The organism is Ensifer sp. R-19 (assembly GCF_049905105.1).
Classification (GTDB): domain Bacteria; phylum Pseudomonadota; class Alphaproteobacteria; order Rhizobiales; family Rhizobiaceae; genus Ensifer.
Genome location: NZ_CP184571.1, coordinates 273155 through 289180 on the forward strand (window position 1 = coordinate 273155; position 16026 = coordinate 289180).

General features: G+C 62.5%; 14 protein-coding genes and 1 pseudogene. 9 read left to right on the top strand and 6 right to left on the bottom strand.

All coding sequences use genetic code 11. The annotated features are described in order from the left end of the window. Positions 1 to 49: 49 nt before the first annotated feature. Positions 50 to 1309, top strand: a complete 1260-nt coding sequence (locus ACN9MO_RS31720) for a glycerate kinase type-2 family protein (RefSeq protein ID WP_057251386.1) — start codon at positions 50 to 52, stop codon at positions 1307 to 1309. A gap of 39 nt (positions 1310 to 1348) precedes the next feature. On the opposite strand, the gene ACN9MO_RS31725 is transcribed toward ACN9MO_RS31720, so the two are convergent. Beyond that, positions 1349 to 2365 (bottom strand): aldo/keto reductase, encoded by a 1017-nt coding sequence (locus ACN9MO_RS31725; protein WP_057251387.1) that lies wholly within the window; start codon positions 2363 to 2365, stop codon positions 1349 to 1351. A 155-nt stretch (positions 2366 to 2520) separates the two neighbouring features. Between ACN9MO_RS31725 and ACN9MO_RS31730 the strand changes: the two genes are divergently transcribed. Genes ACN9MO_RS31730 through ACN9MO_RS31760 form a run of 7 tightly spaced genes read left to right on the top strand, consistent with a single transcriptional unit; the run spans position 2521 to position 9874 of the window. Then, positions 2521 to 3663 (top strand): acyl-CoA dehydrogenase family protein, encoded by a 1143-nt coding sequence (locus ACN9MO_RS31730; RefSeq protein WP_057251388.1) that lies wholly within the window; start codon positions 2521 to 2523, stop codon positions 3661 to 3663. Further along, positions 3660 to 4439: a 3-ketoacyl-ACP reductase gene (locus tag ACN9MO_RS31735; protein WP_057251389.1), complete on the top strand. Its 780-nt coding sequence runs from the start codon at positions 3660 to 3662 to the stop codon at positions 4437 to 4439. Before ACN9MO_RS31730 ends, ACN9MO_RS31735 begins: the two co-directional genes overlap by 4 nt. Positions 4440 to 4446: 7 nt before the next feature. Beyond that, the gene (locus tag ACN9MO_RS31740; RefSeq protein WP_057251390.1) at positions 4447 to 5595 is read left to right on the top strand and encodes a dihydrodipicolinate synthase family protein; all 1149 of its coding nucleotides are present in this window, start codon (positions 4447 to 4449) and stop codon (positions 5593 to 5595) included. 2 nt (positions 5596 to 5597) lie between these two features. Beyond that, complete coding sequence (locus ACN9MO_RS31745; protein WP_057251391.1) at positions 5598 to 6455, top strand: sugar phosphate isomerase/epimerase family protein; 858 nt, start codon at positions 5598 to 5600, stop codon at positions 6453 to 6455. 17 nt (positions 6456 to 6472) lie between these two features. After that, on the top strand, positions 6473 to 7237 hold the full coding sequence (locus ACN9MO_RS31750) for an electron transfer flavoprotein subunit beta/FixA family protein (protein WP_057251392.1): 765 nt from the start codon (positions 6473 to 6475) through the stop codon (positions 7235 to 7237). A 23-nt stretch (positions 7238 to 7260) separates the two neighbouring features. Beyond that, on the top strand, positions 7261 to 8202 hold the full coding sequence (locus ACN9MO_RS31755) for an electron transfer flavoprotein subunit alpha/FixB family protein (protein WP_057251393.1): 942 nt from the start codon (positions 7261 to 7263) through the stop codon (positions 8200 to 8202). A gap of 7 nt (positions 8203 to 8209) precedes the next feature. Next, positions 8210 to 9874: an electron transfer flavoprotein-ubiquinone oxidoreductase gene (locus tag ACN9MO_RS31760; RefSeq protein ID WP_425989190.1), complete on the top strand. Its 1665-nt coding sequence runs from the start codon at positions 8210 to 8212 to the stop codon at positions 9872 to 9874. Between the two features lie 800 nt (positions 9875 to 10674). On the opposite strand, the gene ACN9MO_RS31765 is transcribed toward ACN9MO_RS31760, so the two are convergent. From ACN9MO_RS31765 to ACN9MO_RS31785, 5 genes and pseudogenes are all read right to left on the bottom strand, one after another. Next, complete coding sequence (locus ACN9MO_RS31765; protein WP_113133699.1) at positions 10675 to 11643, bottom strand: quinone oxidoreductase family protein; 969 nt, start codon at positions 11641 to 11643, stop codon at positions 10675 to 10677. A 50-nt stretch (positions 11644 to 11693) separates the two neighbouring features. Beyond that, positions 11694 to 12260, bottom strand: coding sequence for a TetR/AcrR family transcriptional regulator (locus tag ACN9MO_RS31770; RefSeq protein ID WP_057250337.1), 567 nt, complete (start codon positions 12258 to 12260; stop codon positions 11694 to 11696). Between the two features lie 128 nt (positions 12261 to 12388). Beyond that, a pseudogene (locus ACN9MO_RS31775) lies at positions 12389 to 12628 on the bottom strand (LacI family transcriptional regulator); the annotation flags it as partial. Positions 12629 to 12740: 112 nt separating this feature from the next. After that, positions 12741 to 14057 (bottom strand): aspartate aminotransferase family protein, encoded by a 1317-nt coding sequence (locus tag ACN9MO_RS31780; protein WP_113133700.1) that lies wholly within the window; start codon positions 14055 to 14057, stop codon positions 12741 to 12743. Between the two features lie 2 nt (positions 14058 to 14059). Then, positions 14060 to 15109, bottom strand: a complete 1050-nt coding sequence (locus tag ACN9MO_RS31785) for a phosphotransferase enzyme family protein (protein ID WP_113133701.1) — start codon at positions 15107 to 15109, stop codon at positions 14060 to 14062. Between the two features lie 184 nt (positions 15110 to 15293). On the opposite strand from ACN9MO_RS31785, the gene ACN9MO_RS31790 reads away from it, so the two are divergent. After that, the gene (locus tag ACN9MO_RS31790) at positions 15294 to 15974 is read left to right on the top strand and encodes a GntR family transcriptional regulator (protein WP_057250331.1); all 681 of its coding nucleotides are present in this window, start codon (positions 15294 to 15296) and stop codon (positions 15972 to 15974) included. Positions 15975 to 16026: the final 52 nt, after the last annotated feature.

Below are 16026 nucleotides of genomic sequence, written 5' to 3' on the forward strand. Positions count from 1 at the left end.
CCTGTGCCGTTCGCCAGCCCGGCAACCCGGCCCTTCATGGCGGTGTCTCATGGAACCTGACGACAAAGAACTCCTAACAACCTTCTTTCACGCGGCGATCGAAGCCGCAGATCCGGAGAATGCCCTGCGCGCCAATCTCCCGAGCGAGCCGCGGGGACGGACTGTGGTCATTGGTGCGGGCAAGGGCGCGGCGCAACTCGCCGCCGCTTTCGAGAGGCTCTGGCATGGTCCACTCGAAGGTGTTGTCGTGACGCGCTATGGATATGCCGTCCCGTGCGAGCGCATCCGCGTACTCGAGGCCGCTCACCCCGTACCAGATGCCGCTGGACTGGAGGCCACCAATGCGCTGTTCGAAGCTGTGCGGCATCTTACGGAAGACGACCTCGTTATCGCGTTGATATGCGGCGGTGGTTCGGCCCTGCTGCCGTCTCCGCCGGGTCCGCTGACACTGGAAGACGAAGCGATGCTGAACGAAGCGCTGCTTTCGAGTGGCGCGCCGATCTCGGTCATGAACGCCATTCGCAAACAGGTTTCGGGCATCAAGGGCGGGCGCCTTGGCGCCGCCTGTCATCCGGCAAAGGTCGTGACGTTGGTGGTGTCGGATGTGCCGGGTGACGACCCGGCGCAGGTTGCCAGTGGACCGACCATCCCCGACACGGCGGATCGCGCGTACGCGCGTACACTGGTCAAGACCTGGGGCATTGACCTTCCGGCGCGGGTCGCCGCGTGGTTGGAAGGCAACGAAGGCCTGGCACCGTTGCCGGGCGATCCGGTCTTCGCCGGCAACGAGGTTCGGGTGATCGCCTCGGCCAGTCTTTCACTGGAGGCCGCTGCTGAGCGCGCCGCGTCACTTGGCGTGCCCGCCGTTATCCTGTCGGATTCCATCGAGGGCGAGGCCCGAGACGTTGCCCGCGTTCACGCGGCAATCGCGCGTGAAGTCGCTGCTCGCGGCCGCCCTTTCGCGCGCCCTATCGTTATTCTTTCGGGCGGAGAAACCACCGTTACGATCAAGGGAAGTGGTAAAGGCGGGCGCAACACGGAGTTTCTGCTGTCCCTTGCCCTTGCGGCTGAAGGAATTGGCTTTTCGGCAATCGCTGCCGATACCGACGGGATCGATGGCTCCGAAGACAATGCCGGTGCTTTTGCCGATGGGCAGAGCATGGAACGCTTGCGGAAACTGGGACGCGATCCTTCGACCTTGCTCGCCGACAACGATGCCTGGACAGCCTTCCATCACCTGGGCGATCTGTTCGTGCCTGGGCCGACCGGAACCAACGTGAACGACTTCCGGGCAATCCTGATCCGATAAGAGAGCCCGCGCCGTCGCCGGCGCGGGTGCGGTTGCTGCTCAGGCTGGAACGGGTGCGTCTTCTCGCAGCAGGCCCTTGCGCTTGAGGTCCGCCCAGAAGTCTGACGGGATCGGATGCGAGAACCAGGCGAGGTTTTGTTCGAGTTGCGCGAGCGTGCGCGTGCCGGCCATGAAGGATGGGACGGCGGGATGTGCGACGACGAACTGCAGCGCGGCCGCGGCCAGCGGCACGTCATGGTCGGCACAGACGGCCTCGATCTTTGTAACCTTCTCCAGGATCTCGCGCGGTGCCGGCGCATAGTTGTACTTGGCGCCTTCCTTGGCGCCGGTTGCCAGAATGCCCGAGTTGAAGCCACCGCCCACGACGACGGCTGCGCCGCGCTCCTGGCAGAGCGGTAGGAAGGTATCGAGCGCTTCCTGTTCCAGGAGCGTGTAGCGTCCGGCAAGCAGGAAGCAGTCGAAGTCGTGACGCAGCAAGGCTTCATGGCAGACCTGCCATTCGTTGACGCCGACGCCGATCGCCTTGACGACCTTTTCCGCTCGCAGCTTTTCCAACGCCCGCCAGGCGCCGTCCATAGCCTGTTCGAATACTTCCGGCTGCTCGCTGCCGCGCGTGAAGACGTCGATGTCGTGGATGAAGCACATGTCCATGTGCTCCAGCCCCAGCCGCTGCAGACTGTCTTCGAAGGCGCGCATGGTGCCGTCATAGCTGTAGTCGAAATGCATGGTGAAGGGTGCGGCATTCGTCCAAGGGGCAAAATCGATGGTATTGCGTCGCGCCGGACGCAGAAGTCGTCCGACCTTGGAGGCAAGAACGAATTCGTCGCGCTCCTTCCAGCGTAGCGCGTGCCCCGTGCGCAGTTCGGCAAGGCCGTGGCCGTACATCGGTGCGGTGTCGAAGAAGCGGACGCCGGCCTCCCAGGCGCGTGCGAACATCGCTTCCGAGGTCGCCTCGTCGATCTCGCGAAAGATGTTTCCGAGCGGTGCTGTTCCGAAGCCGAACGCGGTTACCTCCAGATCAGTCCGCCCGAATTTTCGCTTTTGGCCAGGGTGCATGTTTTCCTCCTTAAGTAACTGAATGGTGAATACTATGCATGCCCCTAACCAGCTGTGCAAGCAGCATCCTTTCCGGTCTCCAAGTTTTTCGTCTTGACGACATCTGGCCTCAGAATATATGTAACTAGATAGTTACTAGAGATGAGGCGAGGCAGATGTATCTCACCGAAACGCAGGAGCAGGTGCGCGAGATGGCGCGTGCCTTTGCCGACGAAATGATCCGCCCGATGGCCGAGGAGCTCGATCGTGAGGAGCGCTTCCCCGCAGGGCTTTACGACGAAATGGCAAAGCTGGGGCTTTTCGGTATTGGCGTGCCGGAAGCGCTTGGTGGGCCAGGGTTCGATACGCTCACCTACGCGCTGGTGATGGAAGAGCTCAGCCGTGGCTACGCTTCGGTTGCCGATCAGTGCGGCCTGATCGAGCTCATCTCGACCTTGCTCGTCCGCCACGGGACCGAAAGCCAGCAGGCCATGCTTCCGGATATCCTCGGTATGCGCGCCAAGGTCGCCTATTGCATCACCGAGCCGGAGGCCGGTACCGATGTTTCGGGCATCCGCACAACGGCTGAACGCGATGGTAACGGCTGGCGGCTCAATGGCGGCAAGATCTGGATCCACAATGCGCCGGTCGCCGATTACGGCTTCGTGCTGGCACGCACCGATAAGGAGGCGGGAAACCGCGGCATGTCGATCTTCATCGTCGACCTGCACGCGGCGGGCGTCGAGAAGGGGCCCAAGGAACACAAGATGGGCCAGCGGGCGAGCCAGGTCGGCGCGCTGAACTTCGCCGACGTCAAGCTTTCGGCCGATGCTCTCTTGGGCACGGAAGGGCGCGGCTTCCACATGATGATGTCGGTGCTCGACAAGGGTCGTGTCGGCATCGCGTCGCTCGCGGTCGGTATCGCTCAGGCGGGCCTCGAGGCGGCTCTGGACTATGCCGGAACACGCAAGCAGTTCGGCAAGGCCATTGCCGATTTCCAGGGCGTGCAGTGGCTGCTGGCCGACATGGCGAAGGATATCGAGGCTGCGCGCCTGCTCGTCCACTCGGCCGCCTCCAAGATCGACAGCGGCGCGGACGCCACGAAAGCGTGTTCGATCGCCAAGTGTTTTGCCGGCGATGTCGCCGTACAGCGGACGGCAGATGCGGTGCAGGTCTTCGGTGGCTCCGGCTACATTCGCGGCTTTGAGGTCGAGCGCCTCTACCGCGATGCCAAGATCACGCAGATCTATGAGGGCACGAACCAGATCCAGCGCATGATAATCGCGCGCGAACTGCTGAAGAAGGGCGCACGGGCATGACCGGGTCTGACCTTCGCCCGGTCGCGCTCGTGACCGGTTCGTCGCGCGGTATCGGGCTTGCTGCAGCTGAAGCTCTGGCGCGCGAAGGCTTCGCTGTCGCGGTCAACGGACCGCCGGGCGATGCAGAGCTGCCCTCGGCGGTCGAGCGCCTAGCCACCCACGGGGTTCCGGTCATGGCTGCGGCGTTCGATGTCAGCGCGATCGCTGGCCACGGCGCGGCACTTGCGGCTATTGAGGCTGAACTCGGTCCGATCACCACGCTTGTCAACAATGCGGGTGTCGGTGTTCTCCGGCGTGGCGACATGCTGGAGGTGTCGGAGGACAGCTGGGACCGTTGCTTCGCCGTCAATACCAAAGGCATGTTCTTTCTGAGCCAGGCTTTTGCGCGGCGGCTGCTTGCCCGCAGCAAAGGGCCGCTCTTCCACGCGATCATCAACGTCACCTCGTCGAACGCTGTCGCCGTGGCCGAACAGCGGTCGGAATACTGCGCGTCGAAAGCCGCCGCCGCGATGGTCTCGAAGGCGCTGGCCGTCCGGCTCGGACGGGAGGAGGTCGCCGTCTACGACGTCCAGCCGGGTCTGATTGCAACGGAGATGACGGCACCCGTCATCGATGCCTATCGCGAGCGGGCGGAACGGGGGCTCACGCTCTTTCCGCGTGTCGGAAGACCTGAAGAAGTCGGCGCCCTGATCGCATCGCTTGCGACGGGACGTCTTCCCTACACCACCGGAATGACGATCCCGGCCGATGCCGGCATGCTCGTCCCGCGCTTTTGAGGTTCCCATGAAAATCGCGCTTCCCGATACCGATGGCCGCCTGTCTGACTATGCCCTGAGTGGCAAGCCGATCGCGGCTGCGACACTTGGCAAGAACCCGGCGCGCGTTGTCTATTCCGCAGCTCACGTGGTCGCCGACCCATTCGCCGCCAATGACCCGTCCGGTAGAGCCGCGATTGACTGGGCAAAGACGATGGAGTTCCGCCGCTATCTTGCCAGCTTGGGGCTCGGGATCGCCGAGGCGATGGATACGGCGCAACGCGGCATGGGCCTCGACTGGCCAGGCGCCCTGGAACTCATCCGTCGCACGCGTGAGGAGCTGCCGGACGCCCTTGTCGCCAATGGCTGCGGTACGGACCACCTCGATCCAGCGACCGTCACCAGCATCGATGACGTTCGAAGAGCCTACCTGGAGCAAGTTGAGGCGATCCAGAAGGTCGGCGGGCGCCTTATCCTCATGGCGTCTCGCGCCTTGGTGCGGGTCGCGCAGCGACCCGAAGATTACATCAAGGTCTACTGCGATGTGCTGGCCGCCTGCGACGCGCCTGTGATCCTGCACTGGCTCGGCGAGATGTTCGATCCGCAGCTCGCCGGTTATTGGGGCGGCAGAGATTTCGAACCGGCTATGCAAACCGCACTTGCCGTCATCGACGAGAATACGGCCAAGGTCGACGGCATAAAGATCTCTCTCCTCGATAAGGACAAGGAGATCGTCATGCGCCGCCGGCTGCCGGCCGGCGTGAAGATGTATACGGGCGACGATTTCAACTACCCTGAACTGATTGAGGGCGACAGTGAAGGTTTCTCGCACGCCTTGCTCGGTATCTTCGATCCCCTGGCGCCGGCTGCGGCTTACGCGGTGGAGCGGCTTGGTGAAGGAGACCGCGCAGGCTTCCGCGCGACGCTCGATCCGACTGTTCCGCTCGCACGGCTGATCTTCCGGGCGCCGACACAGTACTACAAGACCGGCGTCGTCTTCCTTGCCTGGCTGAACGGCTTCCAGGATCACTTCGTGATGTTGAACGGTGCGCAGGCCATGCGCCCGCTGCCGCATTTCGTCGAGCTCTTCCGGCTCGCTGACCAGTGCGGCCTGTTGCGCGATCCGACGCTCGCCGCGGACCGGATGAAGAAGCTGCTTGCGCTCTATGGAGTGTAGCCATGCGTGAATTCAAGACGGACCATTCCGCCCTTGCGCTCAACACCGCAAGCCTGGGACACAATCTCGAAGGTCACGGGGCAGGGTGGTCGCCTGACCGTATCATCGATGCTTGCGCCGAGCGCGGCTTCGGCTCGATCGTTTTCTGGCGCCGCGAAATCGGTTCGCGGGCGATTGAAATTGGCGAACGAGTGCGCGCAAGCGGCCTTTCGGTTGCCGGTCTCTGCCGGACGCCGTTTCTTGTCGGCACGGAAGCCGTCGATCGACAAAGGGTCATCGACGAGGCGAAGGCCTCGATCGACATGGCTGCGGGCCTTGGAGCATCGGTGCTGACGATCGTGGTGGGCGGCGTGCATCCGGGCACCAAGGGCACCGGCGAGAGCCTGAAGATCGTCGCCGACCGTGTCGGCGAGATCGCGCCCTATGCCGCGGGCCGAAACGTCAAGCTGGCACTTGAGCCGCTCAATCCCGTTTATGCAGGAAACCGTTCCTGCCTGACGACACTGCGCGAAGCCGTCGATATCTGCGAGGCAGTCGGCGCGGCCAACCTCGGCGTCGCCATAGATGTCTACCATGTGTGGTGGGACAGTGAGATCGCGGCACACTTGCAGCGTGCGGGCGCCGACCGCATTTTCGGCTATCACCTCTGCGACTGGCTTCCCGACACGCGCGATGTGTTGCTCGATCGCGGCATGATGGGCGATGGGGTAGCCGATCTAAGGGCTTTGCGGCGGAGCGTCGAAGACGCGGGCTATACCGGTCCCTGCGAAGTGGAGATTTTTTCTGCAAACAACTGGTGGAAGCGGGACCCAGGCGAAGTCCTCGACGTGATGGTCGAACGCTTCCGCACGTTCTGCTGACGATATGGGAGGCATGCATGAAGATCCTGGTCACCGTCAAACGTGTCGTTGACTACAACGTCAAGATCCGCGTGAAGGCAGACGGTTCGGGCGTCGAGCTCGCCAACGTGAAGATGTCGATAAACCCCTTCGACGAAATCTCGGTCGAAGAGGCGCTCAGGCTGAAGGAAGCCGGCAAGGCGGAGGAAGTCGTCGTCGTTTCCGTTGGTCCGGCCAAGGCCGAAGAGACGCTGCGCACGGCCCTTGCCATGGGCGCTGACCGCGCCATCCTGGTTGAGACCGAAGACCAGGTCGAGCCGCTCGCTGTGGCCAAGATCGTCAAGGGCGTTGCCGAGGCCGAACAGCCGGGCCTGATCATCGTCGGCAAGCAGGCGATCGATGATGACAGCAACCAGACCGGCCAGATGCTGTCGGCTTTGCTCGGCTGGGCCCAGGGCACCTTTGCCTCCAAGGTCGAGATCGGCGATGGCAAGGCACCAGAGGGCACAGCAAGGGTGACGCGCGAAGTCGACGGCGGTCTGCAGACCATCGACATCAAGCTGCCGGCAGTTGTCACCACCGACCTGCGCCTCAACGAACCGCGCTACGCCTCGCTGCCGAACATCATGAAGGCGAAGAAGAAGCCGCTCGACAGACACACCCCTGCGGACTTCGGCGTCGACACCGCTGGCCGCCTCAAGGTGCTGAAGACCGAGGAGCCGTCGGGCCGCAAGGCCGGCATCAAGGTCAAGTCGGTCGCCGAGCTCGTCGAAAAGCTTAAAGTCGAAGCCGGCGTGCTCTAAGTTCAGGAAAGGGAGACATCATCATGGCCATTCTTCTTCTGGCTGACCACGCCAGCAACCACCTTTCCGACCAGACCGCCAAGGCGCTGACCGCAGCCTCCAAGATCGTCAGTGGGACTGGAGGCGATGTGCACATCCTCGTTGCCGGTGCCGGCGCCAAGGTCGCGGCCGAGCAGGCCGCCAAGCTCGCTGGCGTCTCCAAGGTGCTAGTCGCCGACGACGCCTCGCTTGCCAACAACCTCGCAGAGCCGCTGGCAGCCCTCATCGTCTCGCTCGCCGGCAACTACGACACGATCGTCGCAGCCGCGACCTCGGTCGGCAAGAACGTCCTGCCGCGCGTCGCAGCGCTGCTCGACGTCGCCCAGGTCTCGGAAATCATCGAGGTGGTCTCTGCCGATACCTTCAAACGCCCGATCTATGCCGGCAACGCCATCCAGACGGTGCAGACGACGGAAGCCAAGCGCGTCATCACCGTGCGCACCGCCTCCTTCGCATCCGCCGCTGAAGGCGGTTCGGCCGCGATCGAAAGCGTCGCGGCTGCCGCCAACCCGGGTGTTTCCTCCTTCGTCGCCGACGCGCTGTCGTCGTCCGACCGCCCGGAACTGACCTCGGCCAAGATCATCATCTCCGGTGGTCGCGCGCTCGGTTCCTCGGAAAAGTTCAGGCAAGTGATCCTGCCGGTTGCCGACAAGCTCGGTGCTGCCGTCGGCGCCTCGCGCGCTGCCGTCGATGCCGGCTACGCGCCGAACGACTGGCAGGTCGGTCAGACCGGCAAGGTGGTCGCACCCGATCTCTACATCGCCTGCGGCATCTCCGGGGCGATCCAGCATCTCGCCGGCATGAAGGACTCGAAGGTTATCGTCGCGATCAACAAGGACGAAGAGGCACCGATTTTCCAGGTCGCCGACTACGGCCTGGTTGCCGATCTGTTCGAAGCGTTGCCTGAATTCGAAAAAGCACTTTGAAAGACACATGGCCGAGATGATTGATCTGCCCGAACGCGAGAGCATGGAGTTCGACGTTGTCATCGTCGGGGCGGGGCCTGCCGGTCTTGCGGCGGCGATCCGGCTGAAGCAGGTCAATCCGGAGCTTTCGGTCGTCGTGCTTGAGAAGGGCGCCGAAGTCGGCGCGCATATCCTCTCGGGCGCCGTCGTCGATCCGATCGGCATCGACCGGCTGCTGCCGGGCTGGCGCGACGAGGCGGATCATCCGTTCAAGACCGAGGTCACGGACGACCACTTCCTGTTCTTGGGCCCGGCCGGCTCAATCCGCTTGCCGAATTTCATGATGCCGCCGCTGATGAACAATCACGGCAACTATATCGTCTCGCTTGGGCTCGTCTGTCGCTGGCTGGCAAGCCATGCCGAAGCCCTCGGTGTCGAGATCTATCCGGGCTTTGCCGCGACCGAAGTGCTCTATAACGACGAAGGTGCCGTCATCGGCGTTGCCACCGGCGACATGGGCGTCGAGCGCAACGGCGAACCGGGACCGAACTTCGCCCGTGGCATGGCGCTCTTGGGCAAATATACGCTGATCGGCGAGGGCGTGCGCGGTTCGCTCGCCAAGCAGCTGATTGCGAAATTCGATCTCTCCAGGGATCGCGACGTCCAGAAATTCGGCATCGGCCTGAAGGAGCTCTGGCAGGTGAAGCCCGAGAACCACCGGCCCGGGCTGGTGCAGCACTCCTTCGGCTGGCCGCTCGGCATGAAGACCGGCGGCGGTTCGTTCCTCTATCATCTCGAAGACAACCTGGTCGCGGTCGGCTTCGTCGTGCACCTCAATTACAAGAACCCCTATCTCTTCCCGTTCGAGGAGTTCCAGCGCTTCAAGACCCATCCGGCGATCCGCGGCACCTTCGAGGGTGGCAAGCGGCTCTCCTATGGTGCGCGTGCGATCACCGAAGGCGGCTACCAGTCGGTGCCGAAGCTGTCCTTCCCCGGCGGCGCGCTGATCGGCTGTTCGGCCGGTCTCGTCAACGTGCCGCGCATCAAGGGCAGCCACAATGCGGTTCTGTCGGGCATTCTCGCGGCCGAGAAGCTGGCGGCGGCGATCGAAGCGGGCCGCGCCAATGACGAGCCGATCGAGATCGAGCGCGGCTGGCGCGACAGCGCCATCGGCCAGGACCTGAAGCGGGTCAGGAACGTCAAGCCGCTGTGGTCGAAGTTCGGCACGGCGATCGGCGTTGCGCTCGGCGGCTTGGACATGTGGACCAACCAGCTGTTCGGCTTCTCGTTCTTCGGCACGCTGAAGCACGGCAAGACCGATGCCCAGTCGCTGGAGCCGGCAGCGCAGCACCAGAAGATCGATTACCCGAAGCCCGATGGCGTGCTGACCTTCGACCGGCTCTCCTCGGTGTTCCTGTCGAACACCAACCACGAGGAAGACCAGCCGATCCACCTGCAGGTCAAGGATCCGGAGCTGCAGCGCACGTCGGAACTCGACGTCTTTGCCGGCCCGTCGACGCGCTACTGTCCGGCCGGGGTCTACGAATGGGTGGAGAAGGACGGCAAGCCTGTCTTCGTCATCAACGCGCAGAACTGCGTGCACTGCAAGACCTGCGACATCAAGGACCCGAACCAGAACATCGACTGGGTGCCGCCACAGGGCGGCGAAGGCCCGGTCTATCCGAACATGTGAGGTTCGGCAGGCGGGCCGCATGGACCTTTACGGATAAAGGATACGAGGGGGATGCATGCGCGAGGGCGGACCGACTTGTGATTTCGACAAGAATTGGATAGCGACGCCCTGTTGACGCCGACCCTTGCCGAGGCCCCCGCGACCGATCGGTCGCCTGTCATTTTGAGCTCCTCGATGGCTTGATTCTGATCGTCGACATCGCCGATCGCATACATATCGTGCCCCACCTCGCCGATGTCGCCGCCGGCCTCAACTACCTCATCAACGAAGGCGGGAATCTCGCTGGCCTTCATCCGGCGCCGTTGGCTTTTGGGTCATGTCAGGTCCTCCTTAGCGATGGGCAGGCTAGGCAGAACCGTCGCGGGCCGCTAGGCGCAAAAGCGCGAGCAAGATTTCGGGGTAGAAGAGGGATGGTCGAGGAGCGCGGCTTTTACGTAGTCATCGCTTCGCCTTTCGATGCCCACCTCGGTGGTCTGCGGATCGATTACAGGATCGGCTGAATGCGGCTCGGAGGGATTCCGACTTGGGCGCGCATCTGCCGAATGATGACCACGGCACGCTCGATCAGCCGGCGCTTTTCCAGGGTTAGCTTGCTTTGATGGCGGCCAGATCTCCGGCCGATGCTCAAAGCAGAACCAATCACCTTCTGGGCTTAAAGGATCGCATAAGGCATCGTCATGAACTCCGACGGCGAAATTGGTTCGGGTCGCTTCCGCTGTGTTCAATGGAAATCCCAATGCGGGCGCTTTTCTCGCACCTTCGAGAAGGAACCGTCTTGGCAATGCTTCCGACGTCTTTCCCTAGGGAGCCAGCAACAGCTTGCCGGTGGTCCCCCGGCTTTCCATGTCGGCATGCGCACGGGCGGCATCAGAAAGCGGGTAGGTTCCGCCGACGTGCAGCTTGAGAGACCCATCCTCAATCCACCGGAACAGTTGTCTGCTACGGGCGCGAAGAAGGTCCGGAGTACTGATGTGATCGAAAAATGTCGCGTAACCGATCTTGATGCTCTTCGGCAGGCTCATGATGTCGAGCGGCCCCGGACCGCCAAGCACCGGTCCGTACCAGCAGAACGTGCCGGAGCGACGAAGCGCGGCGATCGATCCCTGAAACGTCTTGGGGCCTGAACCGTCATAAACGACGCTTACACCTTGTCCGCCTGTGAGATGCAAAACCTCATTGGCGAAGGTTCCCTCCATGTCGACGATAACGTGGCTCGCGCCAACTGCCTTTGCGATTTCAACCTTGTCGGTGGACGAAACGCGTCCAATCACCATTCCCCCCCTCAGCCGGATGATCTGTGTCAGGAGCAGGCCGACACCACCGGCCGCGGCGTGGACGAGCGCGGTGTCTCCAGGCTGGACCGAGTAGAAATCGGTGGCGAAGTGGCTCGCGGTCAGTCCTTGCATCATGACGGAGGCCGCCGTCTGGTCATCAATCGTGCCGGGAAGTCGTACGAGCGCGTCCGCTGAAATCAGGACGTGCGAAGCGTAGCTTCCAGGCGCGTAGACCCAGGCGACCCGGTCTTCGATGGCGAAATCATCGACCCCGTCGCCAAGCGCAACGATGCGTCCCGCACCTTCGACGCCGAGGATTTTCGGGTTCGGCCTGTCTGTCCACGCCATACCCTGCCGTACTCCGATATCCATGAAGTTCACGCCTGCAGCGGCGACTTCGACCACCACATGGCCCGGTGTGGCGACCGGGTCGGGAAGGTCGACAAATTCCATCACGTCGGTGCCACCGATTCCATTCATAACTACGGCTTTCATGATCTTCCTTTCTTGACTAAGCATTCCAGAAATGAGCAAAAAATTTTGCCTTACGTCAGCGCCTGAAGCGCGAGGTGGGCGAGGGTCTTGAGCGCTGCAGAGTCCGCGCCGCCGCGCGCTGCGATGCGCATACCGGCGATGTTCGCGAAGAGGAAATTGGCAGCTTCACCCGTGGAGAGCGTCGCATTCAAATCCCCGTCCGCTTGAGCCTCGCTGATGCGTTGCTTGGCAGCATGCTTCAGTCGTCGGTCAGCGACCTGATGAATTGCTGTAAGATCAGGCCGGCTCTGACCGAACTCGCAGATTGAGCTCACGCCAAGACACGGCTGGGAGGCATTCTCGGCCACTCGCTCCATCATCTCCCGGATTCCGTCCCGGGCACGCGGCGCGCCATGCAGCATGGCGATGTGGGCGTCCGTTTCCGCGGCGGCGTAGCGCTCCACGGCAAGGCAATAGAGCTTCCATTTGTCGCCGAACGTATCATAGAGACTCTGCCGGCCAATCTTCATTGCCCGTACGAGCATTTCGGTGGACGTGCCCTCGAAGCCATGTTCGCGAAACACCTGGATGGCGTCATCCAGCGCCTGTGTCCTATCGAATTCCTTTGTCCTTGCCATGTGCGTGATTTAGGTATTCTGGAACGATCTGTCAAGAAAGAACATCGCGAGCCGTCGAACCAACATGGGAGCTCAGTGAAGCGATGCTCCCTTTGGGATAATCCTCAAACATCAGGATCGAATGTTGCTCAGTCGCCTTCGCCGGGGACGAGAGCCATGGGCCAGAGGATTCGCGCTGCTCTCGTCGGGTAGATGTCTGCAAAGGCAGGCATCGTCGCCGGGAGCGATTCAGCAAGTGCAATCCCGAGGTCGCGTAGCGATAGGCTGAAGGATGTCAGGCGGGGCGACAGGAATTGCGAATGCGGGCTTTGGCGTCCGATGATCGCCATGTCTCGCCCCGGTATTATCCCGGCTTCGACAAGCCCCCGGTTGATCGCCGGGCGATAGCCTTGGGTCGGCGTCTGGGATGGTTCAGACAACCGCAATTCCCGAAAGATCGCACGCAAAAGAGCACGTCGACTTTGGCGCGATGCCTCTTGTTCAGAGCGACTTCAACACGTCGCCAAATGCATCCAAAAGCATGTCCGAATTCTCGCGGGAAAAGACGAGGGGTGGCCGGATTTTTAGAACATTGGCATTGGGGCCGGAGGCGCTGATGAGGATGCGGCGCTCTCGCAGACCATTGACGATCCGGGTCGTCAGCGCGGCATCGGGGCTCTTGGCGGCTGGGTCAGCGATGATCTCGACGCCGATGAAGAGACCGGAACCGCGCACGTCCCCGATGGCGTGATAGCGATCGGAAAGGCTCTTGAGGCCGTCCATCAGGTAACAACCGACCTCCAGCGCATTCCGCTGCAGGCCTTCAATGCGGATCGTGTCGAGCACCGCCTTGCCGGCCGCGGCGGCGACCGGATTGCCGCCGAACGTATTGAAATAACGCGCTTTTGGGCCGAACTCGGCAATCACCTCGGGGCGCAGCACTATGCCCGCCATCGGATAGCCGTTGCCCATTGGCTTGCCGATCGTCACCATGTCTGGGGCAACGCCGTGGCGTTCGAAACCCCACATGGTTTCGCCCGTGCGGCCGAAGCCGGGCTGCACTTCGTCGGCGACGAAGAGGCCGCCAGCGTCGTGGATCGCGTCCACCGCCGGCTTGAGAAAACCTTTCGGGCCCTCGAAGATGCCGTCGCTGGAAAAGATGGTATCGGTGATCAGCATGGCCGGCTTGATACCGTGACGCTTGAGATCGGCGATTGCGTCGCGCACGTCGCGGCCGAATTTTTCCACCATCTCTTCGGGCGAGTGACGGTAGCTGTCCGGCGCCGGCACGGTGCGCACATGCGGGCCGAGCGTCACGGATTCGCCGAGCGACGGCGAGAATTCGGCAACTGCGTTCGTCAGGCCGTGATAGGCGAGGTCCGTCGCGATGATGCCGGTGCCTCCAGTGACGAAGCGGGCAATGCGCACGGCGAGATCGTTCGCCTCGCTGCCAGTGCAGGTGAACATGGCTTGGCTGAGCGCCTCGGGAAAGGTGGCCGTCAGCGTCTCGGCATAGTCGACGATGCCTTCGTGCAGGTAGCGTGTGTGGGTGTTGAGCACGGCCGTCTGCTTCGTGATCGCCTCCACCACGCGCGGATGGCAATGGCCGAGCGAGGCGACGTTGTTGTAGGCGTCGAGATAGCGCTCGCCGGCCGCGTCGTAGAGAAAAACGCCTTCGCCGCGCACAAGATGCAGTGGCTTTTCGTAAAACAGGCGGTAGGCGGGACCGAGCACTTTTTCTCGGCGGGCGATAAGCGCCCGTTCGCTCTCGCCGAGCCGCTCGAAATCTGCACGCGAAAAAGCATTCACCATCGACATGATCAAGCCTCGGAAAGGTTGGGCGCGAGCCGTTTCAGCCCGGCCGGAGTGAGATCGACTATGTTCTGCAGGCCGCGGCATGCGGTAGCGTGGTTACGCATGATATAGGTCTGGTTCTCAGGAAAACGCGCGGAACGCCACTCCGCGATGATGATGGACATGGCGAGGCGGGAACGGGCGAGAAGCGGTAGCAGCTCGATTTCGGCCGGCTCCAGCGCCCGCGCCGACAGGAAGCCTTCGAGGAAGGCACCGGTGCGGGCGGCCCAGTTGTCGGTCGCAAGGTGATAGGAGAGGGCGACGGCAAGGTCATTGATCAGCGGCGCATGCACCATGTCGCCGAAGTCGATGATGCCAACGACCTTCGTCGGCTCTGCCGGATCGAGCAGGATGTTGTGCGGGTTGAAATCGTTATGGATGATCTGCCGGCGCGTGATCGCGGCGATCGCCGGCAGCGACCGCTCGAACTCGGCGAGTATGGCTTCCACCTGCGCTCGGCGCTCGATGCCGACATGGTCGACTAAGGCGACCAGATCGAGCGTATGGGAAATGTCCCACATCAACTTCCCGGCGGGCGGCCGGCCATCGTAGTCCTCGAGGCCTAGTCCAAGTTCCGCGAGCGCCCGGCCGACGTTGCGGCTCTGCATCTCTGAGGCCGAGGTGCGGTATTGCAGTTCGCCGCCGAGGAAGGTCAGCAGACGCATGACGCGCGGGCCATCGGAGGTGGAAAGCGTGTGGCTCGGCGCTCCGGTTTTCGTGAGCATGAGCCTTGGCACCGGTACGTTGGGGGCCGCAGCCTCCAGATGCAGTAGCGCACCGTCCTGGAATTCAAGCGAGGCCGGGTCTTCGGCGGGATTGGCAATCTTAAGGATGAAGTCCGTTCCGTCCGAGCGGGTGAAAAGAAAGGTCTCGTCCCTTTCGCTTGAAAGCCGCCTGATCGTGCCGCTCGCGCCATAGACCTGCTTCACCGCCGCCTCCGCATCAGAAAGCGATGTCGCGCTCCATGTCGCCGACATGGAATCGGCGTTCTTGGCGGTGGGCAATGGCTCCGTCATGCTTGCTCCGTTGGCGCGGTCGCCCGCATTTCCTTCAATTGTCTCTGCCCGTCTGCTGGCCACGGCGACGACTACATTGCCGCGCCGTGCCGTTTGGCGAATTGTGGCCGCGACATGTCATACTTGAAACACAGCAAAAAAGATGCATCAAGTATCTTGTTATTCCAATTTGCGGACCAATTCCATGCCTCAATTCACGTCACTGGATCATGAGAACCTCAACAGCGTCGTTTATGGTGCGTTGTGCGATGCCCTGATCCAGGGACGGTTCCAACCTGGCGATCGGCTGAAGATCCGGGATCTGGCAGAGCAATTCGGCACGAGCGTCACGCCGATCCGCGACGCAATCCTTCGGCTTGCCAATGACGAGGCGATCATCTTCCGCTCTCCGCGTGACATCCGCATCCCGGGTTTGAGCGAAAACCGCTACCGCGAGATCCGTGCAATACGGGTGCGCCTGGAGGGGCTGGCGGCGGAGACTGCCGCCCAAGTGGCGACGAGCGCGGATATCGAAGCGTTGGAACGGATCTTGCGCGAAAACGAACAAGCAATCGAGGCTGGCGACCGGCTGAAGGGCACGCAACTCAACCAGGCCTTCCACTTCCTGCTGCCGCAGATCGCCGGGCTGCCGGTGCTGAACGGCATCCTGCGGCGGCTCTGGCTGCAGATGGGACCGCACATTTCCGATGCTTATATAGAGGGCGGACGTGCGATGATCGACCATCACTACCCGGTTGTCGAAGCCCTGAAACGGCACGATTCCGCCGCCGCCTCGATGGCGATCGTCGACGACATCCTGCTCGGTGGCAAGCCGATCCTCGAGCGCATCGAACGGGGCAGTGAGCGGGAGGCGCGCCCGGCCTGACACCGCCTGGAAGAGGAGGCTTGCAATTCATGGTCGGCTCATTACGATGTAT

What these genes read in the sequence shown, in the direction of transcription:
- ACN9MO_RS31720 (WP_057251386.1), top strand. Translation starts at nt 50, where the DNA reads ATGGAACCTGACGACAAAGAACTCCTAACAACCTTCTTTCACGCGGCG.
- ACN9MO_RS31765 (WP_113133699.1), bottom strand. Translation starts at nt 11,643, where the DNA reads ATGAAAGCCGTAGTTATGAATGGAATCGGTGGCACCGACGTGATGGAA.
- ACN9MO_RS31760 (WP_425989190.1), top strand. Translation starts at nt 8,210, where the DNA reads ATGGCCGAGATGATTGATCTGCCCGAACGCGAGAGCATGGAGTTCGAC.
- ACN9MO_RS31735 (WP_057251389.1), top strand. Translation starts at nt 3,660, where the DNA reads ATGACCGGGTCTGACCTTCGCCCGGTCGCGCTCGTGACCGGTTCGTCG.
- ACN9MO_RS31750 (WP_057251392.1), top strand. Translation starts at nt 6,473, where the DNA reads ATGAAGATCCTGGTCACCGTCAAACGTGTCGTTGACTACAACGTCAAG.
- ACN9MO_RS31790 (WP_057250331.1), top strand. Translation starts at nt 15,294, where the DNA reads ATGCCTCAATTCACGTCACTGGATCATGAGAACCTCAACAGCGTCGTT.
- ACN9MO_RS31740 (WP_057251390.1), top strand. Translation starts at nt 4,447, where the DNA reads ATGAAAATCGCGCTTCCCGATACCGATGGCCGCCTGTCTGACTATGCC.
- ACN9MO_RS31725 (WP_057251387.1), bottom strand. Translation starts at nt 2,365, where the DNA reads ATGCACCCTGGCCAAAAGCGAAAATTCGGGCGGACTGATCTGGAGGTA.
- ACN9MO_RS31755 (WP_057251393.1), top strand. Translation starts at nt 7,261, where the DNA reads ATGGCCATTCTTCTTCTGGCTGACCACGCCAGCAACCACCTTTCCGAC.
- ACN9MO_RS31780 (WP_113133700.1), bottom strand. Translation starts at nt 14,057, where the DNA reads ATGTCGATGGTGAATGCTTTTTCGCGTGCAGATTTCGAGCGGCTCGGC.
- ACN9MO_RS31730 (WP_057251388.1), top strand. Translation starts at nt 2,521, where the DNA reads ATGTATCTCACCGAAACGCAGGAGCAGGTGCGCGAGATGGCGCGTGCC.
- ACN9MO_RS31745 (WP_057251391.1), top strand. Translation starts at nt 5,598, where the DNA reads ATGCGTGAATTCAAGACGGACCATTCCGCCCTTGCGCTCAACACCGCA.
- ACN9MO_RS31785 (WP_113133701.1), bottom strand. Translation starts at nt 15,109, where the DNA reads ATGACGGAGCCATTGCCCACCGCCAAGAACGCCGATTCCATGTCGGCG.
- ACN9MO_RS31770 (WP_057250337.1), bottom strand. Translation starts at nt 12,260, where the DNA reads ATGGCAAGGACAAAGGAATTCGATAGGACACAGGCGCTGGATGACGCC.